This is a genomic window from Citrifermentans bremense R1, assembly GCF_000426865.1.
Lineage (GTDB): Bacteria > Desulfobacterota > Desulfuromonadia > Geobacterales > Geobacteraceae > Geomonas > Geomonas bremensis.
This window is the reverse complement of sequence record NZ_AUGE01000026.1, coordinates 13,376-34,469: the sequence shown is the minus strand read 5'-3', so window position 1 is coordinate 34,469 and position 21,094 is coordinate 13,376. Positions and strand designations below refer to the sequence as shown.

Annotated in this window: 26 protein-coding genes, 2 tRNA genes and 1 pseudogene; 10 read left to right on the top strand and 19 right to left on the bottom strand. The window is 56.6% G+C overall.

Going from position 1 to position 21,094, the window contains the following annotated elements:
* Nucleotides 1-299: 299 nt before the first annotated feature.
* A complete protein-coding gene (locus tag K419_RS0114780) occupies nt 300-2,030 on the top strand; it encodes a sigma-54-dependent Fis family transcriptional regulator (RefSeq protein WP_026842266.1) in 1,731 nt (576 codons plus the stop codon).
* A gap of 19 nt (nt 2,031-2,049) precedes the next feature.
* Complete coding sequence (locus K419_RS24290) at nt 2,050-2,172, top strand: hypothetical protein (RefSeq protein ID WP_264175616.1); 123 nt, start codon at nt 2,050-2,052, stop codon at nt 2,170-2,172.
* 99 nt (nt 2,173-2,271) lie between these two features.
* Here the strand turns inward: K419_RS24290 and K419_RS23190 are convergent.
* The 8 genes and pseudogenes from K419_RS23190 to K419_RS0114740 all read right to left on the bottom strand — a co-directional run.
* A pseudogene (locus K419_RS23190) lies at nt 2,272-2,385 on the bottom strand (phosphopantetheine-binding protein); the annotation flags it as partial.
* A complete protein-coding gene (locus K419_RS0114770; RefSeq protein ID WP_026842265.1) occupies nt 2,372-2,569 on the bottom strand; it encodes an FAD-dependent oxidoreductase in 198 nt (65 codons plus the stop codon). The gene K419_RS0114770 and the pseudogene K419_RS23190, both read right to left, overlap by 14 nt.
* Nucleotides 2,566-2,796, bottom strand: coding sequence for a hypothetical protein (locus tag K419_RS0114765; RefSeq protein WP_198013119.1), 231 nt, complete (start codon nt 2,794-2,796; stop codon nt 2,566-2,568). The genes K419_RS0114770 and K419_RS0114765 overlap by 4 nt, the downstream gene beginning before the upstream one ends.
* Before the next feature lie 90 nt (nt 2,797-2,886).
* Complete coding sequence (locus K419_RS23600) at nt 2,887-3,042, bottom strand: hypothetical protein (protein ID WP_156912218.1); 156 nt, start codon at nt 3,040-3,042, stop codon at nt 2,887-2,889.
* Between the two features lie 390 nt (nt 3,043-3,432).
* Entirely contained in the window at nt 3,433-3,801 is a 369-nt protein-coding gene (locus K419_RS0114755) for a hypothetical protein (protein WP_026842263.1), read from the bottom strand.
* A gap of 104 nt (nt 3,802-3,905) precedes the next feature.
* Nucleotides 3,906-4,205 carry a hypothetical protein gene (locus tag K419_RS0114750; protein WP_026842262.1) on the bottom strand — a complete coding sequence of 100 codons (300 nt, stop codon included), beginning with the start codon at nt 4,203-4,205 and terminating at the stop codon, nt 3,906-3,908.
* 507 nt (nt 4,206-4,712) lie between these two features.
* Nucleotides 4,713-5,600, bottom strand: coding sequence for a hypothetical protein (locus K419_RS0114745; protein WP_026842261.1), 888 nt, complete (start codon nt 5,598-5,600; stop codon nt 4,713-4,715).
* Entirely contained in the window at nt 5,584-5,835 is a 252-nt protein-coding gene (locus K419_RS0114740) for a hypothetical protein (protein WP_026842260.1), read from the bottom strand. Before K419_RS0114740 ends, K419_RS0114745 begins: the two co-directional genes overlap by 17 nt.
* Nucleotides 5,836-5,930: 95 nt before the next feature.
* Here K419_RS0114740 and K419_RS23870 point away from each other — a divergent pair, with 95 nt between their 5' ends.
* A complete protein-coding gene (locus tag K419_RS23870; protein ID WP_198013118.1) occupies nt 5,931-6,344 on the top strand; it encodes a helix-turn-helix transcriptional regulator in 414 nt (137 codons plus the stop codon).
* 1 nt (nt 6,345) lies between these two features.
* On the top strand, nt 6,346-8,271 hold the full coding sequence (locus K419_RS22145) for a DUF927 domain-containing protein (RefSeq protein ID WP_051293057.1): 1,926 nt from the start codon (nt 6,346-6,348) through the stop codon (nt 8,269-8,271).
* 197 nt (nt 8,272-8,468) lie between these two features.
* Here the strand turns inward: K419_RS22145 and K419_RS22820 are convergent, their stop codons facing one another.
* Nucleotides 8,469-8,969, bottom strand: a complete 501-nt coding sequence (locus tag K419_RS22820; RefSeq protein ID WP_051293055.1) for a helix-turn-helix domain-containing protein — start codon at nt 8,967-8,969, stop codon at nt 8,469-8,471.
* Between the two features lie 105 nt (nt 8,970-9,074).
* Between K419_RS22820 and K419_RS0114720 the strand changes: the two genes are divergently transcribed.
* The gene (locus tag K419_RS0114720) at nt 9,075-9,356 is read left to right on the top strand and encodes a hypothetical protein (protein WP_156912217.1); all 282 of its coding nucleotides are present in this window, start codon (nt 9,075-9,077) and stop codon (nt 9,354-9,356) included.
* A gap of 92 nt (nt 9,357-9,448) precedes the next feature.
* Here K419_RS0114720 and K419_RS0114715 read toward each other — a convergent pair whose 3' ends face one another.
* The 4 genes from K419_RS0114715 to K419_RS23865 form a co-directional block, all read right to left on the bottom strand.
* On the bottom strand, nt 9,449-10,747 hold the full coding sequence (locus tag K419_RS0114715) for a tyrosine-type recombinase/integrase (protein ID WP_026842258.1): 1,299 nt from the start codon (nt 10,745-10,747) through the stop codon (nt 9,449-9,451).
* 139 nt (nt 10,748-10,886) lie between these two features.
* A tRNA-Met gene (locus K419_RS0114710) sits at nt 10,887-10,963 on the bottom strand.
* Between the two features lie 179 nt (nt 10,964-11,142).
* Nucleotides 11,143-11,901 carry a hypothetical protein gene (locus K419_RS0114705; RefSeq protein ID WP_026842257.1) on the bottom strand — a complete coding sequence of 253 codons (759 nt, stop codon included), beginning with the start codon at nt 11,899-11,901 and terminating at the stop codon, nt 11,143-11,145.
* 551 nt (nt 11,902-12,452) lie between these two features.
* Nucleotides 12,453-12,611, bottom strand: a complete 159-nt coding sequence (locus tag K419_RS23865; RefSeq protein WP_015838381.1) for a hypothetical protein — start codon at nt 12,609-12,611, stop codon at nt 12,453-12,455.
* Between the two features lie 258 nt (nt 12,612-12,869).
* Between K419_RS23865 and K419_RS0114690 the strand changes: the two genes are divergently transcribed.
* Nucleotides 12,870-13,562 (top strand): carbonic anhydrase, encoded by a 693-nt coding sequence (locus K419_RS0114690; RefSeq protein ID WP_026842256.1) that lies wholly within the window; start codon nt 12,870-12,872, stop codon nt 13,560-13,562.
* A gap of 67 nt (nt 13,563-13,629) precedes the next feature.
* On the opposite strand, the gene K419_RS0114685 is transcribed toward K419_RS0114690, so the two are convergent.
* The 4 genes from K419_RS0114685 to K419_RS0114670 form a co-directional block, all read right to left on the bottom strand.
* Nucleotides 13,630-14,013 carry a DUF309 domain-containing protein gene (locus tag K419_RS0114685; RefSeq protein ID WP_026842255.1) on the bottom strand — a complete coding sequence of 128 codons (384 nt, stop codon included), beginning with the start codon at nt 14,011-14,013 and terminating at the stop codon, nt 13,630-13,632.
* A gap of 9 nt (nt 14,014-14,022) precedes the next feature.
* Entirely contained in the window at nt 14,023-15,174 is a 1,152-nt protein-coding gene (locus K419_RS0114680) for a Tad domain-containing protein (RefSeq protein WP_026842254.1), read from the bottom strand.
* Nucleotides 15,175-15,299: 125 nt separating this feature from the next.
* Nucleotides 15,300-16,604 (bottom strand): L-lactate MFS transporter, encoded by a 1,305-nt coding sequence (locus K419_RS0114675; protein ID WP_026842253.1) that lies wholly within the window; start codon nt 16,602-16,604, stop codon nt 15,300-15,302.
* 471 nt (nt 16,605-17,075) lie between these two features.
* A complete protein-coding gene (locus K419_RS0114670; RefSeq protein ID WP_026842252.1) occupies nt 17,076-17,279 on the bottom strand; it encodes a GSU3473 family protein in 204 nt (67 codons plus the stop codon).
* A gap of 220 nt (nt 17,280-17,499) precedes the next feature.
* Between K419_RS0114670 and K419_RS0114665 the strand changes: the two genes are divergently transcribed.
* The 3 genes from K419_RS0114665 (at nt 17,500) to K419_RS0114655 (ending at nt 20,200) form a co-directional block, all read left to right on the top strand.
* Nucleotides 17,500-18,036: a Spy/CpxP family protein refolding chaperone gene (locus K419_RS0114665; RefSeq protein WP_026842251.1), complete on the top strand. Its 537-nt coding sequence runs from the start codon at nt 17,500-17,502 to the stop codon at nt 18,034-18,036.
* Nucleotides 18,037-18,156: 120 nt separating this feature from the next.
* The gene (locus tag K419_RS0114660; protein ID WP_026842250.1) at nt 18,157-18,615 is read left to right on the top strand and encodes a hypothetical protein; all 459 of its coding nucleotides are present in this window, start codon (nt 18,157-18,159) and stop codon (nt 18,613-18,615) included.
* Nucleotides 18,616-18,634: 19 nt separating this feature from the next.
* The gene (locus K419_RS0114655; protein ID WP_026842249.1) at nt 18,635-20,200 is read left to right on the top strand and encodes a sensor histidine kinase; all 1,566 of its coding nucleotides are present in this window, start codon (nt 18,635-18,637) and stop codon (nt 20,198-20,200) included.
* A 37-nt stretch (nt 20,201-20,237) separates the two neighbouring features.
* Here K419_RS0114655 and K419_RS23860 read toward each other — a convergent pair whose 3' ends face one another.
* Nucleotides 20,238-20,414, bottom strand: coding sequence for a hypothetical protein (locus tag K419_RS23860; RefSeq protein WP_012529572.1), 177 nt, complete (start codon nt 20,412-20,414; stop codon nt 20,238-20,240).
* Nucleotides 20,415-20,791: 377 nt separating this feature from the next.
* Here K419_RS23860 and K419_RS0114645 point away from each other — a divergent pair, with 377 nt between their 5' ends.
* Nucleotides 20,792-20,983: a hypothetical protein gene (locus K419_RS0114645; protein WP_026842248.1), complete on the top strand. Its 192-nt coding sequence runs from the start codon at nt 20,792-20,794 to the stop codon at nt 20,981-20,983.
* A 1-nt stretch (nt 20,984) separates the two neighbouring features.
* Here K419_RS0114645 and K419_RS0114640 read toward each other — a convergent pair.
* Nucleotides 20,985-21,061: transfer RNA gene (locus tag K419_RS0114640), tRNA-Arg, on the bottom strand.
* Between the last annotated feature and the right edge of the window lie 33 nt (nt 21,062-21,094).

Genomic DNA, 21,094 nt, shown 5'->3' with positions numbered 1-21,094 from the left:
TGTCAGGAGAAAAGATCAATGCATATATCCCGTCGAATACACCTGAAAGAGGGGGGAAATGGCGGTAGGAAAGTTTGCTTATTTTCTCAATACAACTTCAATAGTCCCAGTATTTCAGAAAATAATTAAACACTTTTTGTCATCGGCAAAAAACCATGCAGCACGGCAGCTCCGAAGCTTTATATGGAGATTCAACCTAAAACCATCGAATGGATGGCCCGTTGAATGAATTGCAATTTGCACGGATATGGTATATGTAAAACAATGTTGGAAAATCATGCAGCAGGAAAGGCACTGCAGTGAAAAAGCATAAGATCGCAAAGCAAACCTCTGCCAGTGATGATGCAGTCAGCAGTCTTCGTTCGCAGTTGCGCTTTACCAGTGGATCCGGTGAGATCTGGCTGCACGAACAGCGTATGCTACTTGTGCATGTGGTTTCTCATGCGAAATTGCGCCGTGAGTTAATCGAAACCCTCGGCGTGGGCCGTGCGCGGGGGATGATCATGCGTTTCGGGTATGCGACGGGGATAAGCGATTACGAGCTCACCCATATCAGCAAGGGGGGAGGGAATGACTTTGAAAACTTCATGACCGGGCCACTCCTGTTCACCCTGGAGGGCAACGCTAAAACTACCATTCCCAAACTGGAAATCGACCGTAAAACCGGCAGGTTTTACGTGGAGGCGCTCTTGGAAAACTCCTGGGAGAGTCAGGCATACCTGCGTCATTATGGCGAGGCCAGCGAAGGGGTGTGTTGGTTTTTGCATGGCTATTCGAGTGGCTATTGCTCGGCTTTTATGGGCAAGCCGGTTCTTTGCCGGGAAGTGAAATGCTTTGCTGCTGGTTCGAACCACTGTTACCTTGTAGGGAAACCAATCGAAGAATGGGATGATGCCAGTGACTTCTCCCTCATGGTGAACCAGGAATCCATTACCGATCAGATCCTCGGCCTGCAAAATCAGGTGGTCCACCTACGTTCCGCAATGGGTGAAAAAAAATTACCTGCCGATGTGTTGGGCAATTCGCCTGCTTTTATTGCTGCTTACGAATTATTGATGCAAGCGGTGGACAGCCAGATTACCGTGCTGCTCCTGGGCGAAACAGGGGTTGGCAAGGAGGTCTTTGCCCGAATGCTCCATGAGAAGGGGGCACGGAGCGCCGAATCCTTCATTGCCATAAACTGTGCAGCCATACCCCATGATCTGGTCGAATCCGAACTGTTCGGAGTGGAAAAAGGCGCCTTTACCGGCGCCCATATATCCCGCCCCGGGCGCTTTGAGCGGGCCGACGGCGGCACCTTGTTTCTCGACGAGGTGGGAGATCTGCCTCTTTCAGCACAGGCAAAGCTCCTCAGGGTGTTGCAGGAGGGAGAGGTCGAGCGTCTTGGTGGGACAAAAACGCACAAGGTTAACGTCAGACTGGTAGCCGCAACCAATATTGATCTGCGCAACCTGGTTGAAGCAGGCAAATTCCGGACCGACCTGTATTACCGACTCAATGCGTTGCAGATTCACATTCCATCGCTCAGGGAGCGCAAGTTGGATATTTTGCTCCTCGCCAAGCACTTCCTCAAGAAATACTCTGCCATCAATGGCAAGAAGCTGCGCGGATTCTCAGACAAGGCAAAGCTGGCCCTGCTCGCCTATCAATGGCCCGGCAACATTCGTGAACTACAAAATGTCGTGGAACGCGGCGTGATGCTTGCGCCAAACGGCACCCACATAACCATAAACAATATGTTTCCTTCCTACAGAAACGACGACCAAAGCGAGTTTGCGCTGGACCAAGAAGGAGGTCTATCCGCCCACCAAGTGGCGAGCGGTGAAAACTTCTGCGACACCATCCTGAGCGGCAAAATAACCATGGAACAGGCCAACAATATCCTGGCAAATGCCGCCGTGGAAAAGGCAAAAGGAAATCTTTCCGCTGCAGCGAGAATGCTCGGATTGACCCGGGCGCAGCTTGCCTATCGCCTTGAACACCAGCACGACAATGCGATAGAGAAATCCATCCGAGGCAGAAAGAAATAACAGTGCCCGTGGTACACGCTTGGTAGACATCAGGTGCCGCGTGATCCGCCCGAGGTCCCAGCCGGTGGTGAGCTTCCAGAGGATGAGGCAGATCGCGGACGCGACTATCCCGACGGCGGTCCAGAGGATCATCAGCGGGTAGAAGGTCAGGTTCAGGAGCAGCATCCGGATCGTCCAGCAGGCTCCGCCCCCGGCGCGCCGGGATGTGTCGCGGGCGGTCACCTACTGGGCGTCTCACCAGGTCCACAACGTCCAGGCTATCGAGCCCCATCTCCTCGAAGAGGGTGGTCTCCGGCGTCATGGCCGCGACGTCGTATTCGAACTCCTCGGCGAGGGAGCTGTTAATCAGTTCCACGATTTCCGCCGGTGTAGTGGAAGCCGGTGTCGAACTGCACGCCCTGGCGCGAGAAACCGCGCAGAAGGGGCGCCGTGCGGGGCGCCTTTTCCAGAAGCGCCACGGAGCGGCCGTGTTTTGCCAGGATGAGGGCGGAGGTGATGCCGGAGACGCCGGCACCGATAACGGCGAAGTCGTACCTCAATCGGCGAACCTCAACACCAGGCAGGAGTTGGTACCGCCGAAGCCGGCAGAGTTGCACAGTACGTGCTCAGGCGCACGGGGGATCGTCTCGGCGACGATGTTCAGCTGGGCGGAGAATTCGTCCGGTTCGGAAAAATTCACATTGGGGGCGATGAACCCCTGCCAGGCCATGGTGGTGTAGATCAGATTTGAATATTGACCCACCATCGGCGCCCAACAGTGACCCACCTCAACTTCTAACTATCTAATTTTAAGCGTCTGGGACCATTAGACGGGTCAACCTTGGACGCCGATGCCGGGTCAAAGTTCCACGCCGGTTCACATCTCCTCTTCGCGAAATTGCGCCGACTCGATCTGGCGCAGCTTCTCCTTCGCGACCTGAAGGGACTCCGTATGCAGATTCGCCCTTTTCTGTTTGCCGTTTTCGTAATACTGGGCGTAGTAGGCCCTGCCCCGCTTCTTCAGCCTTGCCATAAAGATCCTCCGCAAGTCCATTTGTACAGGCCAGCAACCCCTTGCCCCGGGACGGGGTACAAAAAAGGGTACAGACATGAAAAAAGGGACTTGCAAATACTTTGCAAGTCCCTGATTTTCTTTTGGTTGCGGGGACAGGATTTGAACCTGTGACCTTCGGGTTATGAGGACGACGATTTTAGGGATTGCGACAAAAAACGCAATAATTTCAAGGTTAATGTATCACATGTTTCGCAAGATTTCCAGCCCTCTAGGGGAAGTTTCAGGGGAAGCCTTTCACTAAGCACGGGGAGCACATCGGCTGTGTCTTTGCCGTAAGCTGCTTTCCTTTGGCTGTGGCTCGCTGTCCCAGCTTCTAAAGGTCAGCAAGCCATGCCTTTCCGATCCATATTACACGTACCTACGTAGTGAATCCACCCATGCATCAAAGACTTGTTGTCCAATTTCAATAATCAACTTGTTATGTTCATCTGTACCGATAGATGAATCATATGACAGGTCAGCATGTACTCCCAGGAGCAATATGGAGTGATACAAGTCACGCCAATTGGAATACTTGATCGCTTTCAGATCCATATTAACACCGGGAAATGCGCGAAAATCATCAACAAAGTTTTCAAGGCCAAGTAAGATTATTTGGTCGAAATTGGTTTTTTTACTCTCAGGCAATTGAGAGCTATAGCTGGTTACATGATTTAACAGCTCTCTTGCCAACCCTTTGCATGACTTTTTGATCGCATGGTTTTGAAGGAATCCCATTATCGCTCCTCAATATGCCCCTCCGGGGGCACTTGTTTTGAAATGAGCCGAGTGTGGCATGGTGCAGGGTTTTCGCGCAGACTGTCTGCCGTAGTTGGTGGACTTTATTTGAAGTAAACCTGGAGGCCAGCAATAGCTATTGCTGTCAATAAACTTATGACTATCGCCGCCAGTGCTATTCTGTTAGCGTTGCTAGAGGCCTGCAGGGCTTTCCTTGAGATATCCATGACCTCCGCATCCTGCTTTTCCCTTGCTTGTGACTCCTTACTGTTCAGCCACGCAATGGCGGTCAGATAATTTGGGCTGCCAATATCACCATACTCACCTGAAAAGATTTTACTCCGCGCCTCTCCCAATGAGTTCGCCTCAAGCCTGGAAACAATCTCTCTTTGATGCTTCTGCATAATTCACCTTAGTCAACAGAATCCCTGCCTGGCCTGTATCCTGCTGGGGCGCAAGCAGGCTATTAAGCACATCCCATGCTGGTCTCTGCAATTTAACGTAAGCCAAGGGGCCCTGACAAGCTAATTCAGGCACCGAGTAGCGCCAAAGGGCTCCGTACAAACAGAAAACGCAGGGGGTTACCCTGCGCCTCCGTTTTTCCCGACATCCTGCCGCTGCTGCTTGCAGCCCCGCGTCCAGGGCGGCGGCATGATGCTGTGGGCGTCCCTGGCAGCTTCAGGGACGTGGAACCTATGTACTATGCCGCTGTTGCGGCCGGTTAAGCCTCGTTAGATCCATTCCGTCCCTTGACGGCGGGGTTTGGTCTGCCTCCCCGATTCGCACCCATTCGCTCCCGCGAGGCTGGCACTGTTCACGCCTCCAAGATCGTCGCCCACGACAGATCCTGAACAAAGTTTCCTTCCATGTTATGACAATACGACCTTACGCAAGAAAAACGTTTATCTCCTTTACAAGTAGTATTCAAGAACATCGGGCCTGAAATGACCGAGATTTTGGCTGCATATCTCCTTTGCGTCGGCAATGCTATATCCCATCTCTTGCAGGGCAGCCACTCGATCCCTCGCCCAGCAGCCTCTGACATGGTGGCCACCATCCGACCATCCGAGAGCACGACGGCTCGCGGCTGAAAACGAGGCAGACCACGCTTGCCCTCCTATTGCATAGTAGCTTTCGTATCGAATCCCCCTGTCTCTGACTTTGACCGCCGCAGGCAATCGCACGGCCTCAAGACGCGCTGCTAAGTCCAAATCTGGGATTACCACCTCACGACAAAGCCCCCCCTTCCCAACAACCGTGTACACGGGGCCATCCTGCCCGGCATGAATATCACTACGCCACTCGCGGTGGGTGCTGCGAGGTTGCGCAATAGCTGGCCGCAGGGTCAATAGCTCGTGGCTTCGTAGGCCGCAGCGCTGGACAAGTTCCGTTGCCAACGCATGACGCGGAGACTGATGCTCACGAATCATCTGTATCTGCTCGTTTGTGTAGCGAGTTGCCGACTTCAGTGTCTCGACCTCGCTCTTTACGCGCGGGAGTTGCTGTCCTAAGTGAACCTGGATGGCTTGCCGGTCTTTATCAAGCTGTTGCTGGCCAACCTCTTCAGACCTGTGCGCGAGGTAACGCTGCGCTACTTCCTGGCCAACTGTGCGCAGATCGCCAAGTTGCTCATTCCTGAGCCAGCTTGCAAAGGTGCCGAGCGTTTCAGCGTAAGTCCTGGCAGTACCGAGGCTATGCACCATGCCGTCTTCACGGTTATCGTGGCGTGACGATCCGATTGCCAGTTTCTGCCGAATGGCATGCTCCGCTTGAGCTTTTGGGTTACGAAAGCTTGGCATCACCCCTCCTCATTTCGGACAATTTGCGGAGATAACGCCAGACGGTGCTGCCTGCGACCCGGCAGCGGTGAATGCGCAGCCACGCCACCAGGTCGCCAATGGTGGCGCCTGCGCTTCTGAGCGCCACAAGCTCGGCCCGAAACTGGTCAAGTCGGCTCTTGTACCGCCGTTGGCGCTTGGTTGTTTGTCGGCGGCCACGAACCTCAGCCAGTTCATAAAGTAGCTCAGTTGTCATTGCGTCTCCTCCGTTGCGCTCACACTCTGTATTAGCAGTAACCATGCCCGCTCTCGCTTTGTCAGCGAATGCTGACAGAGCGAGAGCGGAACTACATGCCAGTAACGATAGAATGGCGCGCACGGCAAGAAAATGGCGCGGATAGTGCTGACGGCGGCGCTATCGGCCAGGGCAGCAGAAAGTGGCGTGCCATTTTTCCGGCAGCAGCACAGTTTGCCCCCAACGGGCGGCCAGTACCGCGCTGGTTTTACTGTTTTCTTGCAGGACAAAATATCTCCCCAAGTGACACCAGGTTACCTGGTGTACTTCGAAGTACGGGAGAAAACAAAATGAAAAAACTTTTGGATGAGCGTGAAACAGCATTCTTACTGGAAATGAGCGTCAGTTGGTTACGCAATGGGAGAGCCGTTGGCACAGGTCCTGCCTATGTCCGTATCGGCAGGTCAATTCGGTATCGTCCCGAAGACATAACCGACTGGCTTAATTCACAATTTTCGGGAGGAAAGTAACGTGGCAGAGATTCTTGAGATTAAACCAGCACCTGATTCAGTAACCCAGGGGCAATACATTTTCTCGGCAGTAAAGGGCGTTTTCTTCGTGCCCCCGGCAAAGAAAAACGGAGAGTCGCCGGAACCAGTCTGGCTGAGTTCCCCGCTGGAAATAGTCGCTTACACACGAGACACTGATCAAGAAAATTGGGGAAGGCTGCTTGCCTTCTCCGACCCTGATGGCCATCTGCATCGGCTATCTATCCCGATGGCTATCCTGAGCAGCGGCGGCGATGAGTGCATCCGTCAGCTTCTCTCTGGTGGCCTTACGATAACGACGAACCCACAGCACAGGAGGCTTCTGTCCAGCTACATCCAGGAGTTTCGCCCTGCCGCCTGTTCTATGGCAAGGTGCACCGACCGAATTGGATGGCATGACACCGGACTTTACGTGCTGCCGGAGAAGTCATTTGGGAAATCCGACGAGCTGGTCATCTATCAGTCAAGTCACGGCAGTAGCCACGCATTTCAAGAGAAAGGGAGCCTCACTGGCTGGCAGGAAAATGTTGGTAGGCTGTGCGTAGGCAACTCCCGGCTAGTTTTCGCAGCTAGTGCCGCTTTTGCTGGCCCCCTGCTCCATTCTGTCGGGGCAGAATCTGGCGGATTCAATCTGTGCGGTGGCAGCAGCTCCGGTAAAACGACGGCACTGTACGTTGCAGGTAGCGTTTGCGGCAGCCCCAAATACCTGCAACGGTGGCGCGGAACCGCGAACGGACTGGAAGCCGTCGCCGCACTGCACAACGACGGGTTCCTAGTGCTCGACGAATTAGCCCAAGTTGATCCACGGATCGCCGGGGAGGTCGTGTACATGCTCGCCAACGGCAGCGGAAAGGCGCGTGCGACGAAATCTTGTGGCATTAAGGAAAAAGCCGCCTGGCGGCTTCTATTCCTGTCAGCCGGTGAGATTTCGCTATCGACGCACATGGCCTCTGCCGGCAAGGAGTCCATGGCTGGCCAAGAGACCCGGCTCGCGGATGTCCCGGCCGATGCCGGTAAGGGTATGGGGATTTTCGAGGATATTCACGGTATGGAGCTACCAAGCAGGTTTGCCGATGCGCTGAAACAGAACGCGGCGGCTAACCATGGCACACCGCTGGCCGCATGGCTTGAGAAGCTTAGCGATACGTCCTCGTGCAACCTAGAAGCGCAGGTCAAGGCCAAGCAGAAAGACTTCATGGATGACCTTCACTTGGAAGGTGCCGGGGGACAGGTTTACCGCGTTGCCGAGAGGTTCTCCCTGGTCGCTGCTGCGGGAGAATTGGCCACCAAGCTCGGTATAACCGGGTGGAAGCAAGGCGAAGCAGCCAGGAGTGTGACAACCTGTCTGCAAGCCTGGCTCAGTGGCCGAGACGGAACCGACCAGAGCGAACACGAGAAAATGAGGGCCAAAGTACGACATTTTCTTGAGCAGCACGGGGAAAGCCGTTTCGTGGATCTTGACTGGTTGCCCGATGCACGACCAATCAACAACCGTGCAGGATTCAGAAGCTTGGACAAAGAAAGCGGCGCTTTCGAATATTTTGTTTTGCCGGGGGCATGGACAAAAGAGATCTGCACCGGATGCAACGCCAAGACCATGTCACGTTACCTCGCTGAACAGGGGTATCTGGAAGTCAGTGCAAGCGGCAATCCGTACATTACGCGGCGTTTTCCCGGCATCAACCCGACGAAATGCTACCATGTACTTCCATCACTTTTCGATGATGGGGAACATACAGAGGGCATCGAGAATGCTCCAGACCCCTTTGAATCAGCACCACTCTCAGTCGAATGGACGTATGATCCGAGCATCAACCCTTTTGCGGTTCGGGCACACCCCACGCCTAGCACTCAGTGGCGGAGTAACATAGGTAACGCACCCGAAGCCGGGGAAGAGTTGCCGTTTTAGCTGTAGTTCTGGCGTTACTGGTTACGGCTGCATAGTCGTTACACGGAAGTAACGTGGTAACGGTTTAGTTACCACGTTACTTTTATCAGGTTCTGGGTAGTAACAACAACAGCCAAACAACATGGCGTAATCACAAGATTTAGCGCACTGTAACTTCGTTACGCCTGTTACTTCGCCTTACCAGCAGTCTTGGACCGTCACGCATGGTTTTCCTCGACAGCCCCGGCGTTTTTGTCCTTGGTGTTTGCTCTGATGTAGTTCTTTATAGCCGCAATCAGCTGCATCTCTGCAATCGAGCGGATGGATCGTGCCGCCAGCACATCCTGAAGAGCATCTAGGAGCATCACCCTCTCCCCTGGTGCTCCTTTCAAGAAGCAGTTCAGCAGCCCCTGCCCCAGTCTCGCCTCATCTTCACCAGCACAGTAAAATACCTGCGCAATCTCCCTGAGCGCCTCTTCCTCTGGAGTCGTCTCGACCTTTTCGGATTGCAAAAGATCATCGACCGAAGCTCCTAAAGCGTCCAGCAACGTCTCCATCTGACCGTCGGGCACAGCCTTGGCCCCTGATTCTATTCGGTTTACGAAAGTACCCGAGACGCCAAGGATCTCTGCCAATTGCTTCTGCGTGAAGCCTTTCGCCGCCCTCAGCGCGGCTAATCGAGCACCAATTATCTGCCGCAAGTTGCCACCATATCCCATGACTGCATCCTCCAGTGCAAAAAGTTTTTTTGCTCCGCCCTATTGCAATTAAACCGCATTGGTCATACGATACAACCATATTGATCAATTGTACAGGAGAATCGAATGCCCAAAACAACCAGACCGAAAAGCAAGGCAACAACCGCTCGCCCGAAACAGGAAACAAGCCGAGCACCGGTGCAACAGCGCAACGCCACCGAGAGCTGCGGCCGGTACATCAGCCCAATCAACGTAGCCAAGCGGTGGGACACCTCCAGGTCCTCGGTGGATCGAGTCGCCAAGCGCGAAAAATTCAAGCAGTTTTTCCCCGCCGGTGAGGGCAAAAACGGCTCAGTCAGGTACTTGCTGAAGGAGGTGATCGCCTATGAAAACCGTCGGCTAACCTAGCCGACACCCCACAATCGAATACCACCCCGCAAGAAAGAGCAGCCCCGGAGATCCGCAAGTCCCCCGGGGCTGTTCTGTTTTTTCCGACCAGGCTAGCGGTTCACCACCAGCCGCAGGCGCGGTCGGGATCGGGGCAGTTCGACCGTAAGCAGTACCGGCAATGAGTCCGTCTCGTGCGCTTGCACAGTCGGCGGATCTGGCACAATTTCGCATGAGCGGGACGTCACTGCAACAGCCCCAAGAGGATTCATGAAGTCGACATATCGGTCTGTCAAGTTTTGGATCAGTTTCGCATAATGCTTCTTGCAGATCTCTGGTGAATTTCCCATCCATTCCGCTATGATGTACAGGCTTACGTTATGCGAAGCCAGCATGGTGCCGAAGGTATGCCTGAAGTCGAGGCAACTCCATATCGGCATCGGCACCTCCCCCTCTTCCGCCAGTTTGTTCGCCGCAGCCTGATTTGCCTCACGCAGCATGGCGCTAAAGTTGTCACCATCCCAGCGCATTCCGGTAGGGGTGGTGAACAACCAGCGGTCTTCGGGATCTGTAGGCAGTACCCTTTCCAGATACGGCAACAGGGTGGGACTAACAGGAACATACCGGTCAACCTTGTTTTTTGGCCTCCAGTACACCCCGTCAACGATCTTTGCCTGCACCAAAATCCTGAAGCCATCACTGCACTTCACTATGTCGCCCGTCCTGAGCCACAGAAGCTCCTCGCGCCGCAACCCCGCATAGATCAGTATGGCCACCATCACCTGTAGCACGGGAAACGTATCCAGTCCTGCGAGTTGCTGCCGGATCTCATTCATGGTTAGGTAACTGATGGGCACCGGCTTCACTTCGCGAACAGCGACCTCATCGATAGGGTTGATGCGGCCGGGAAATCGTTTGCCCTTCTGCGATATGGCCCAACTGACGAAGCGATGAAGCATTTCGCGGTAGTTGTTAAGAGTTTTGGGGGAAAGGCCACGTTCTTCGGCCTGGTCGTCAAGGAAATCGGTGACCTTGCACGTGGTAAGATCTTCGAGGTTTTTGACCTTGATAACAAGATCGTCGTTCGGCAGAGGGTCCGGTTCAGCCTCAACGTCGGAGCGTCCAAGGTCGGCGCAGGCATGGCCAAAAATCATCCGCAGGCGGGAAAGGTCTTTACTATAGTTCTCCGGCCGCAAAACGCCCCGAAGATGCTTGCAAAACCCTTTGAGCGCATCCTCCAAAGGGGTCTCCGTCGGGAACGGGCTTAGGCCCTGCGCCTTTTCCAGCTTGTATTGCGTTAGCATGTGGTCGGCGATCTTGAAAACGTCCGACCCAGTTGCCAGCCACTTCTCCTTGCCGCCGACGTAATCCTTGATGTAGTACCTGTTGCCCTTCTTTCTGAGACACGCCATTTTTCCGCCTCCTCGTGGTCGGGCGGCAGGTCCCATGTATCGCATGTTTTTCCGGTCACCAGGGGAAGAATCAGGGGGAAATCGGGCCAGGAAACGCAAAAAGGGACTTGCCGGTTAGCGCAAGTCCCTAATATCGTTTTGGTTGCGGGGACAGGATTTGAACCTGTGACCTTCGGGTTATGAGCCCGACGAGCTACCAGACTGCTCCACCCCGCGTCATTGAGTCCAAACTTGTACCACAGGCTTCCAACTACAGTCAACCCTTTTATCAAAAAAATTCAAAGAGTGACGGCGCTTCCCTGAGACAGTACCTCCTCAGCCCAAAAAAGAGAGGAGAAGGGACCAGTCTCCCCTCTCCTCTTTGCATCACACCAAAACATCATGGAACTGACAGTCTACGGGAAGTTGATGTCGAGCTGCGTGGTGAAGGTATTCTTGCCTGCCAGTTTCTTCTCGTTGTAGATGTCGTAGCCGAAGATGACGGAGACGTTCTTCGCGAAGGCCCAGGAAGCGCCGAAGCTCAGTGCGCCGAGGGCGTTGTCGCCACCCTGGTAGTCGACTGCAACCCAGAGCTTGTCGGAGATCTCGCTCATGGTGCGGTCCCAGGAAAGGAGCACGCCGTCGTTCTCTTTGTTGCCGTTGACGTCCAGCAAGAGCTTGTCGTTGCCGACGTAGTAGCCGGCGGAAAGACGCCCTACCACGGGAAGAGTCTTGGCCGCCAGGCCGTAGACTACATCCTGGTCGGTACGGTAGGCGCTCCCATGATCCCTGTTGGTGCCGAAACCGTAACCGCCTACAGCAAGGGCCGGCGAGCCTTCGAAGAGGGAGCCCTCGGGGGTGCCGAACTTGGCGTTGAAGTAGAGCGGCTGGCTGTCGTAACCGTTGTTGCCGTTGGTGATGTAGTCGATACCGACCTCGCCCTGCAGCTTCTCGAAGGGAAGCACGCCGGCGGTGAGGCCAAGGTCGTAGACGTGGCTCACGGCGGAGTTGTTGGAGGTGCGGGTGTAGTTGTCGATGCCCAGGTGCAGGCTCTTGTAACCCTGGACGTCCGTCGACGGGATCCAGATCTGGGTGGAAGGGGTCGCCATTGCGATTCCGGTGGTTGCCATGGTCAGCGCCGTTGCCATAATCAGGGTCTTCATGCTGTTTTTCATCTGCTTACTCCTTTGTAATTTTGGATTTGGTACTGCCTTAACCGTGTGAGCCTGTCAGCCGCCGCGGCTGATCCTCCCCCTTTCGATGAACAAAAAAAGGCGCCTCCCACCAAGGTGGAGAGGCGCCATTGCCTGCCTAATCGTCCGCTGCACTTCGTTGTGCTTCGCGTCCTGCCCAGAGATAGCAGAAGCCATGCCACACCGGCAAAGCCTCGTTAAGTCATCAATTTCATGAGAACTGCACAGAGCGCTTGCGCTGTCCCTGTTACCATTCCAATGAAAAAAGAGGCAGACTAGCCTATTGTTTGTGCAGCACTTCTTGCCGCAGCAGTGCGGATGAGGCCGCTATGCGGACCGGTAAGTCGCAGGTAAGTCGCCTTGCCAGCGGATGAAGAAACGAGGTGAGGATAGTGGAAAAGTCAGGGGGTGGGACGGCGGATTAATGCAGCGGGAGCAGTGAAGCCATGGCGGCACGGGGATTGGCGAAAGGTGCTGCGTGCCAAAGACCGACGCCGCGCGGGGTGATGTGGTGGAGAAAAGCTATGGAGCCCCTATTCCTCGCGGCGGGTGCCCGCGTTTATTTTTTCGCGGGCCTTCTCCTGGAGTTGCCGGCGGCGCGGACCGCTCACCAGCTTCTCTTCAAGAAATGCGATACCGAATATCCCTACGGTGACGAGCGCCGCCACACCTGCCAATTGCAGCCAGAACATCTTTGAAGAACCTCTTTTCCTTCGGATTTTCGACCCGCCTAATGTGCCCGAACCGTCACCGGTTGTCAACACGACAACGCCCTCGTCCCCTTCAGCTGTAGCCCCTCCAGCAAAGCACAGCAAAGGCAATAAAAGAATTAATTTGGAATAATTACCTTTTTCATGTAAATTAATTCGCTTTTTTAGGTCGCGCGAAAGCGTCGTTCACCCGAAGAGAGTTACGGGTATTCCAGATTCCCATCAAAAGGAGGAGCAACCATGAAAAGCAGCAAGGTGGCAGGCAGGATCGCGGCGCTGGCAACGGCGCTGGCAGCAACGGTAGGCATCGCTTTCGCCTCGGGCGCGGGCGCAGGGATCAGCGCCGACGAGGCACTGCAGAAACTGATCGACGGCAACAACCGCTACGTGGAAAGCAAAATGCATTCGTCGGCTCTTTGCGACGCTACGGCCCGCGGCAAACTGGCTAAAGGGCAGCAGCCGTACGCCATCATCCTCTCCTGCTCCGACTCACGCGTTCCGCCCGAAATCGTCTTCGACCAGGCTCTGGGCGAGGTGTTCGTGATCCGCGTAGCCGGCAACGTGGCGGACCCGCTGGTGCTGGGAAGCGTCGAGTACGCGGCGGAACACCTGAAATCCCCGCTAGTCATGGTGCTGGGGCATGAGCGTTGCGGCGCAGTGACCGCAACCGTCGGGGCCAAAGGCAAGGCTGAAGGGAATATCGAGGCCATAGTGAAGGCGATCGAGCCCGCAGCCAAGAAGGCCAAGGCTAAGTGCAAGGGGAAATCCAAAGAGGAAATCATCGAGTGCGCCGCTGAACAAAACGCCAAGGATGTGGCTGCCGACCTGACCAAGAAGTCCAAGATCGTCGCGCACCTGGTGAAGGAAGGAAAGATCAAGATCGTCTCGGCCAAGTACGACCTGGACGACGGCAAGGTCACCATCCTCAAGTAGAGGCACCGTTGAACCTCGCAAAAAGAGCAGCCGCCCCCGGGTTGACCGGAAGGCGGCTGTTTTTGTTTCAAGAAAACAGATGCAGCTTGGGCGCCAGGCTTGGCTCCACCTCGGCCATGCGCTCCTCGCCCGCTGCGGAAAGCTTTTCGAGGAACGCAGCGGCATCGTCCCTTAGCCGCGCCACGTCCACCTGCAGGCAGACAGCCGACACGCGCCGCAGACAGTCGCCGCCTTTTTGCAGCAGGATGAGGGCGCCCTTGAAGTTGCCGTTATGCCAGTGATGCAGCGCGACCGCGATCTGCAGCACCCCCTGGTAGAAGTCCCTCAGCTCCCCCTTCTCCCCCACCCAGAGCTCTTCCAGTGTCTCGTGGCAGTCGAACCACTCCCCGCGGTTGAATTCCTCTACCGCCTGGACCAGTTCGCTTGGCGGCTGTTCGCTTTGGCATGCCATGGCGTGCCGCTAGTTGACCAGGACCGGGCGCAGCCCGAAGAATTGCCCCTTCGAGACGTTGTCGCAGCCGACGCAGGAGATGCGGTCGATATAGAGCCCTTCCCCGCCGGGGACGCAGGCGGCTGCCGGCTGGTCGGCGCGGTCCGAGGCCTTGCCGCATCCGGGCTCACCGCCGGCGCAGATCCTGCTTATGCGGACCAGCGAGTACTTCGCCACCGTGTGCTGCTCGAAGCTCTCGCCCGCCTGGAAGCCAGCGCAGTCGGTGGCGGGGACCACCACCCACCATCCCGCGAGCTTCCCGTTGTTGTCGTATTCCTTGTTGGAGCTGTCCACGTTCGGGTCGTACATCATCGCCTTCAGGTCGCGCAGGATGGCGTCGCTCTTCATGGCGGCGGTGAAGATGGGGAGGCCGCAGACTTCCTGCACCGGCATCTCCTGGCAGACCAAGTCGGACATGGTGTTGGTGATGGTGACCGGGTGCAAAAGCGAGGTGTATAGGTAGCGGTTGGCGCTGGAATTTTCCCTGCGCGGATCCCATGGCGCATGGCTCATCTTTCGTTCCGGGATGCTGCAGACGTCGGGATAGCTGCAGGAGGGCTCGCAGGCGGCGGCGCAGATGGCGATGTTGGAGCGGGTGCCCGGAACCAGGGCCGCCACCGCAACCGGCGTGGAGCCGAAGGAGGCGGTACCGCTTATCTTGGCGACGAAAGTGCCGAGGCTGCCAAGCCCTACGGAGCTGCTTTCCGCCGTTCGCCGCGCCCGCACCTGCATCGCGTTCACTGGGGTCCCCCCCGGGGTGTAACTGCGGCTGCTCATGTTCCAGAAGCCGACCGTTATGTCGTTGTTTTCGGAGAGGGCGTTGCCGTTATCGTTCATGAGGGCGACGAGTGCCGAGGCGCTGTGTTTTCCCGTTGCGGTGTCCACGGCGGTGCTGCGTGCCGCCGACTGCAGAGGGTCCGCGAAGACCTGCGCCAGCTTTTCCGGGGACTGCTGCGCCTGGAAGAGCAGCCGCTGCTTCAGCGACTCGGCTCCGCTCAGGGCCGCCATTTCCGCGGAATGCTGCAAGTCCTCGTCGCTTACATACATGTAGCCGATGTCTATGGCGAGACCGGTCAGCACGAGAAAGACCACCAGCATGATGGTGACGTAGGAAGTATCCATTGAAGATCCTCTCGACTAATTAAGAAGGTGAACCCAGCAGGTGCGCCATAATAGCATCAGTTAAAAAAAGGGCCATGCACAAAATGCATGGCCCCGCTTTTTATCACCCTGATACCAAAGCCAAACTAGGCGGAAACCTTGACCGCGACCTTCTCTCCGACCACCTCGGTAGCCTCGACAGCGACCGCTTTCTTCTCACGCAGGAAGAAGGTGACGATGGTGCCCAGGGCAAGGCAGGAACCAGCGAGGATGAAGGATTTGTTCAGGCCGCCGGGCTGCGCGTTCATCATCTCGGAGACGCGCCCCATGACGAGGCCGCCTACGCCCCAGGCGCTGAACAGCACGCCGTAGTTGAGGCCGTAGTTTTTGAAGCCCCAGTAGTCCTTGGCGAAGGAGGGGAAGAGGGTCAGGTTGGAGCCGTAGTTGAAGCCGATCAGGGAGGCCAGGAGCACCAGCAGCATCGCGGAACCCGAGCCCACGACGGGGACGGCTGCGAACATCAGCACCGCCTGGAAGCTGAGCATGATAGTCAGGGTGGCGCGGCGGCCGATCTTGTCGGAAAGCACGCCGGCAACCACGCGGCCGGAGGCGTTGCCGATCGCCATGATGGCTACGGCGACGAAGGCCATGGGGCCCATGCTCTTCTTGGCGAGACCTGCCACGGAACCGATCACCATCAGGCCTGCGCCCGCACCGATGAAGAAGGTGGTCCACAGCATGTAGAACTTGGGGGAGCGGAGCATCTCGGACACGGTCGCGTCGTGCACCGCCTTCTTGGCGGGAGCGGGTTTGCCTTCTTCACCCTTCGTCACCGGCTCGGCGGGAACGAACCCTTTGGGCGGGTTGGCCAAGGCGAAGGAGAGGCCGCAGACGATGACGGCGAAGCCGGCGGCGAGGATGTACATCGACTGCTGGATGCCGTAAGCGCCCAAGAGGTAGCTGGAGAGCGGCGCGATGTACACCGGCGCGAGCCCGAAGCCTGCGACCACGATGCCGGCGATGAGGCCGGTTTTCTTGGATGAGAACCATTTCAGCGCCGGAGGGGTGGCGGCGGAGTAGCCGAAACCGAAGCCGGAGCCGGCCAGGACGCCGAAGCCGGTGACCCAGGCTGCATAGCTGTTGGAGTAGCCCATGAGGCAGAAGCCGGCGCCGACCAGGATGCCGCCGATCAACGCGGTCTTAGCCGGGCCGATCTTGTCCTGGCACTTGCCGGCCAGGATCATGGAAAAAGCAAAGGCGAGACAGCAAAGAGCATACGGGTCGTTGATGGAACTCAGGCTCCACTGGAACGCATCCGGGCCGCCTTTTTCGATGGATGCCTTGATGGCACCCTTGAAGATACTCCAGGCATACAGCACCCCGAGCGCCAGGTTGATTCCGGTTCCGGCCATGACTACCTGCCACCCCTTGTTAGATGTTGTTTTGGACATGCCTTTATACCTCCATGTTGGAATTGACCGCTCTTACCGTTCACGTTAGCAACTTGCATACCAACGTTTTAAAGTTTCGTATATCCCGCAAAAACACGAAAAAACAGCTAGTTGCAATGCCAAGCGAAAGCCGGGGGAAGTAACCGCCTACCCCATTTTTCGCATAACAGCAAAAAGCGGTACCGCTGAGACTGCGCCGGCTTTCAGCCAATGCGTCCGTAATATCAGCACGTTGATCACTGCTAATGCTCGCTCGAAAGGCATTCGCAGATATGCGAAAGGGAGGTGCTCTGTTTTGCAAATTTGTAAATTTGTCGCGATTCGTATAACACGGATCAAGGGGGAGGAAAAAAGGGAGGGGCAACAACGGGGTAAATCAGGTGGGGGGACGGCGCCCTGAAACGCCGAAGGCCGGCCAAATGAGGGTCGGCCTTCGGTCAGCGCCGGTGGCTCTTGCTAGAAACTGCGCGATCAGCAGAAAAGGACGTTGCCTCTGCGCTCTGGACCGCGGTACTTCTTCCCCCCCATCCCTCTCACAGCATCGGCACCGATCTGAACGCATTCGCCGTCGCTGCGAAGGAAAGAGACAATGGCAGCCTGCTCGATCAGTTCCTGAAGATCTTCTGCCTTTACCAAGCCGCGTCTTTCATCTGCAAACACAACCGGGACTTTCATGGCACCCCCCTAAGAGATCATTGTTGCAAGCGTTAGCACATTCTATCAATGGATTTCTCCGATATCAAGTTCAGCTCCCGCAAAAAAGAAAAGACCACTCTCACAGCGAAAGCCAGATAGCATTTCCACACTTCTTCCACTTTGCCTCCTCAATTGTCGGCTACCTTTCATACCATATCGTGCCTAGCGCACCTAAGAACACATCCAAAGGAGCCTCATCATGAAAAGAGATCTGAGAAAACTGGCCCTACTTGCCTGCATCACCGCAACCGCCGCCTTTGGCGGCCAGACCGCGTTCGCCGGGTACACCGGGACGGATCCGTCTCCCGAAGCCGGCCAGCATCAAAAGCACAGAAAGGGGCACCGGGGCGGCGACTTTTTCAAGAAGATGGCGCGTGAGCTGAAACTGACCGAGCAGCAGCAGGCCCAGGCGAAATCGCTGTTCAAGAGCAGCCGCGCCGAGCATAAGCCGCTGATGGAGAGCCTTAGGGCAGAGCGGAGCCAGATGCAGGACCTGGTACGCTCGGGGAGCGCCGACGAAGCCGCCATCAGGGAGCAGGCGGCCAAGGTGGCGGCATTGCAGGCGGACCTGGCGGTGAGCAGGGCGCGGACAGCGAAGCAGTTCCTGGCGCTGCTCACCCCGGCGCAGGCCGCCGAACTGAAAGTGCTCCAGAAAAAGCGCGGAGAGCAAAGGGGAGTGGCTCCGAAGGTGCCCGTCCCCTTGGAGAACGGCGGTATGGAAGGAGAGGGTTTTTAACAAACGCTCACCTCACCTCACCTCACCTCACCGCTCCCCTGGCCTTGGCCGGGGGAGCTTTTTTTTGTCAATTCCTGCTCCTCGCGTACAATTAGATTCGCCAAACGGAGGGGCATTCAAATGAGAATGACGATCGCGTTACTTTTATTACTGGGAACGCTGTTAGGAGGTTGCGCCACGACTGCTACCGACTACCGCCAGCGGATGAACGCACTGCCGGAGCATTATCAGCAGTTCGACCTGGCGATGGGGTGGGAGACCCGGGTCGAGGACGGCCGGACGGCGATAGACGGCGTGGTGCGAAACGTGCGCTACTTCGTGATGCGCGACCTGGAGATCTGGGTGGCACTGCTTGACCCGCAGGGAAAGCCGCTGCAGCGCGAGGTGAGCTTCATCATACCGACCGATCTCAAGCTGGACGAGAGCGCCCCATTCTCGGTGCGGCTGCCGACGGCGGTCAAGCCGGGCGACAGGCTCCGCTTCACCTACAAGTACCGGGGCAGCGACAGCGGAAACGGATTGGAGCGCGACGAGACGCCATGGATGCAGAGCTTCGAGCGGGTAGTAGCTCCCCGTTGACGCGGGACAGGAAAAAGCCATGACCGATAAAGATCGCAATGCCAATTCAGGGGTGCGCAACCAGCAGGAGCCCGGGCAACAGCGGGGGGAGCTTCCCTTCCGGCTGATGGTGGAGCAGGTGAAGGAGTACGCCGTGGCGCTTTTGGATCCGCAGGGAAACATCTCCTCGTGGAACGCAGGGGCCGAGCAGATCGCCAAGTATCGGGGTAGCGAGGTAATCGGAAAGCATTTCTCGCTGCTCCATCCCAAGGAGGAACTGCGTTCTGGGGCGCCAGAAAGGGAGCTCGCCATTGCACGCTCGCTGGGGAGCCTGGACCTGCAGGGGTGGCGGCTGAAAAAAGACGGTAGCCGCTTCTGGGCTGCAATCACGCTCACCGCGATCTACGATCAGGGAGAAAACCTCGCCGGATTTGCGCTGATCGCACACGACAACACGGAGAAACGCGCCTCTGACGAGGCGCTGGTGAAAAGCCGCAACATGCTGGAGCGGCTCTTCGAGACGGCTCCGGACGGCATCGTAGTGGTCGACGACAACGGTGTCATCCGCAGGACGAACCAGCAGGCGGAGATCACCTTCGGCTACATGCGGGAGGAGATGCTGGGGCAGCGCATCGAGCTCTTGGTCCCGGAGCGTTATCACAAGCACCATCGTCAGCACCGGCGCAACTATTTCGCCGACCCGCGCGCCCGCAAGATGGGGATCGGCCTCGAACTGTACGGCCGCCACAAGGATGGTCACGAGATCCCGGTGGACATCATGCTAAACCCCATCGAGACACCGGACGGGGCCTGGGTCTTCGCCGTGATCCGAGACATAACCAGCCAAAGGCAAGGTGAGGCGAAGATACTGGAGCTGAACCTTGCCCTGAGAAACCAGCTCGAGCAGTTGGGGGCAAGCAACAAGGAGCTGGAATCGTTCAGCTACTCGGTTTCCCACGACCTGCGGGCCCCGCTGCGCCACATCATCGGGTTCGTGGACCTGTTGAACGCCAAGGCCGGGAACGTGCTGGACGAGAAGAGCCGCCACTATCTGGAGGTAATCAGCGAGGCGGCCAACAAGATGGGGTTGCTGATCGACGACCTGCTGGCCTTCTCGCGCATGGGGCGCAGCGAAATGATGAAGGGGTGGGTGGACCTGGGGCTGCTGGTGAGAGAGATAGTGAACGACCTGGAAAGCGATAGCAAAGAGAGGGAGATCCAATGGGACGTAGCCACGCTCCCCATCGTGCTAGGGGATGCAGCAATGCTGCGTCAGGTTCTCATCAACCTCATCGGCAACGCGGTCAAGTTCACCCGGTCGCGGGAAGAAGCAAAAATCGCCATTGGCGCCATCGACCGGGAGCAGGAAACAGAGATCTTTGTAAGGGACAACGGGGTCGGGTTCGACGAGGCTTACGCGAGCAAGCTTTTCGGCCTTTTCCAGCGTCTGCATGCCAATGAGGAGTTCGAGGGAACCGGGGTCGGGCTGGCTATCGTGCAGCGGATCGTACTGCGACACGGCGGCAGGGTCTGGGCTGAGGGCGCAGTCGATGGCGGAGCGACCTTCTGGTTCTCGCTCCCGAAGGGACTAACCCAGTCGCCCTAGAGGAAGCAGCAAATTACCGCCGGGCTCGCCTTTAGCTTTAGAGCTTGTTCCTCAGGGTTTCCTTCAGTTCCAAAATGGCCAATGTCTGCATGTATCCACCAAGAAACTCGATGTTCTTGAAAGCCACACCCTCTCCGAAATAATCATCTATCTCGTGTATCGCCTGCTTCATAAGCTTTTGCCCCGGAGTCAATTTCGCAAGGTCAGGATTCATCTTACACTCCCTAGCTAATTTGGTGATGCTGCCATTGATGCTACCAGCGCTGCTTCAGGCACTTCTGCGTACTGCCCCTGCCACAATTGGACAATTCTAAAGACGCACTCACAACTGTCAATCAGCAACGGCGTGGGCCACTGCCACAGAAGGCATTTTGTCTTTGCCAATACCACGCGAATCGGGTTATTGTCTGCCGGATTGGCACCCAAGCGCCGACCCATTCCAATCAACCGGATGACAGCACTTTTTCGGCAAAATCCCTCTTGATACAGTTTTCTCTGCCACACCAGCGGGCTAGCTGAGTAGGACATCCTCCATGTCAGCTCCGCAACTGCGGCAGGGCTAATGCGCATCGAAGCCAACGGCAGCTGCAGATGGAACTCATATGGAGGGAAAAGGGGAAATGGGTAGCCGCGACGGGTCCCAGGTACCCCGTGGAACAATTCGCTACGGTGGAGAACAGGTGCTGGCGCATCGGCTACAGCGGCTCCAAGGGGAGTGCGCTGTACATCATGAGCGGCAGCATCTGGCACGAAGGAAGAAAGGCCGAGCTGAAGAAGAAGTAACTGGCACGCCCGGAGAGGTTCGAACTCCCGACCCGCAGGTTCGAAGCCTGCTGCTCTATCCGGCTGAGCTACGGACGCACGCGCCGAAAGATACATCATTAACGATTCCTT

Bases quoted from the DNA above. Each gene is read 5' to 3' on its own strand.
- K419_RS0114655 (WP_026842249.1), top strand. From the start codon at position 18,635: ATGACCGATAAAGATCGCAATGCCAATTCAGGGGTGCGCAACCAGCAG.
- K419_RS0114745 (WP_026842261.1), bottom strand. From the start codon at position 5,600: ATGCCAAGCTTTCGTAACCCAAAAGCTCAAGCGGAGCATGCCATTCGG.
- K419_RS0114680 (WP_026842254.1), bottom strand. From the start codon at position 15,174: ATGGATACTTCCTACGTCACCATCATGCTGGTGGTCTTTCTCGTGCTG.
- K419_RS0114675 (WP_026842253.1), bottom strand. From the start codon at position 16,604: ATGTCCAAAACAACATCTAACAAGGGGTGGCAGGTAGTCATGGCCGGA.
- K419_RS23865 (WP_015838381.1), bottom strand. From the start codon at position 12,611: ATGTTCTGGCTGCAATTGGCAGGTGTGGCGGCGCTCGTCACCGTAGGG.
- K419_RS0114755 (WP_026842263.1), bottom strand. From the start codon at position 3,801: ATGGGATTCCTTCAAAACCATGCGATCAAAAAGTCATGCAAAGGGTTG.
- K419_RS0114645 (WP_026842248.1), top strand. From the start codon at position 20,792: ATGGAACTCATATGGAGGGAAAAGGGGAAATGGGTAGCCGCGACGGGT.
- K419_RS22820 (WP_051293055.1), bottom strand. From the start codon at position 8,969: ATGGGATATGGTGGCAACTTGCGGCAGATAATTGGTGCTCGATTAGCC.
- K419_RS0114715 (WP_026842258.1), bottom strand. From the start codon at position 10,747: ATGGCGTGTCTCAGAAAGAAGGGCAACAGGTACTACATCAAGGATTAC.
- K419_RS0114720 (WP_156912217.1), top strand. From the start codon at position 9,075: ATGCCCAAAACAACCAGACCGAAAAGCAAGGCAACAACCGCTCGCCCG.
- K419_RS23860 (WP_012529572.1), bottom strand. From the start codon at position 20,414: ATGAATCCTGACCTTGCGAAATTGACTCCGGGGCAAAAGCTTATGAAG.
- K419_RS0114740 (WP_026842260.1), bottom strand. From the start codon at position 5,835: ATGACAACTGAGCTACTTTATGAACTGGCTGAGGTTCGTGGCCGCCGA.
- K419_RS0114670 (WP_026842252.1), bottom strand. From the start codon at position 17,279: ATGAAAGTCCCGGTTGTGTTTGCAGATGAAAGACGCGGCTTGGTAAAG.
- K419_RS0114705 (WP_026842257.1), bottom strand. From the start codon at position 11,901: ATGAAAAACAGCATGAAGACCCTGATTATGGCAACGGCGCTGACCATG.
- K419_RS0114690 (WP_026842256.1), top strand. From the start codon at position 12,870: ATGAAAAGCAGCAAGGTGGCAGGCAGGATCGCGGCGCTGGCAACGGCG.
- K419_RS23600 (WP_156912218.1), bottom strand. From the start codon at position 3,042: ATGGCAAGGCTGAAGAAGCGGGGCAGGGCCTACTACGCCCAGTATTAC.
- K419_RS0114685 (WP_026842255.1), bottom strand. From the start codon at position 14,013: ATGGCATGCCAAAGCGAACAGCCGCCAAGCGAACTGGTCCAGGCGGTA.
- K419_RS0114660 (WP_026842250.1), top strand. From the start codon at position 18,157: ATGAGAATGACGATCGCGTTACTTTTATTACTGGGAACGCTGTTAGGA.
- K419_RS0114665 (WP_026842251.1), top strand. From the start codon at position 17,500: ATGAAAAGAGATCTGAGAAAACTGGCCCTACTTGCCTGCATCACCGCA.
- K419_RS23870 (WP_198013118.1), top strand. From the start codon at position 5,931: ATGCCAGTAACGATAGAATGGCGCGCACGGCAAGAAAATGGCGCGGAT.
- K419_RS0114750 (WP_026842262.1), bottom strand. From the start codon at position 4,205: ATGCAGAAGCATCAAAGAGAGATTGTTTCCAGGCTTGAGGCGAACTCA.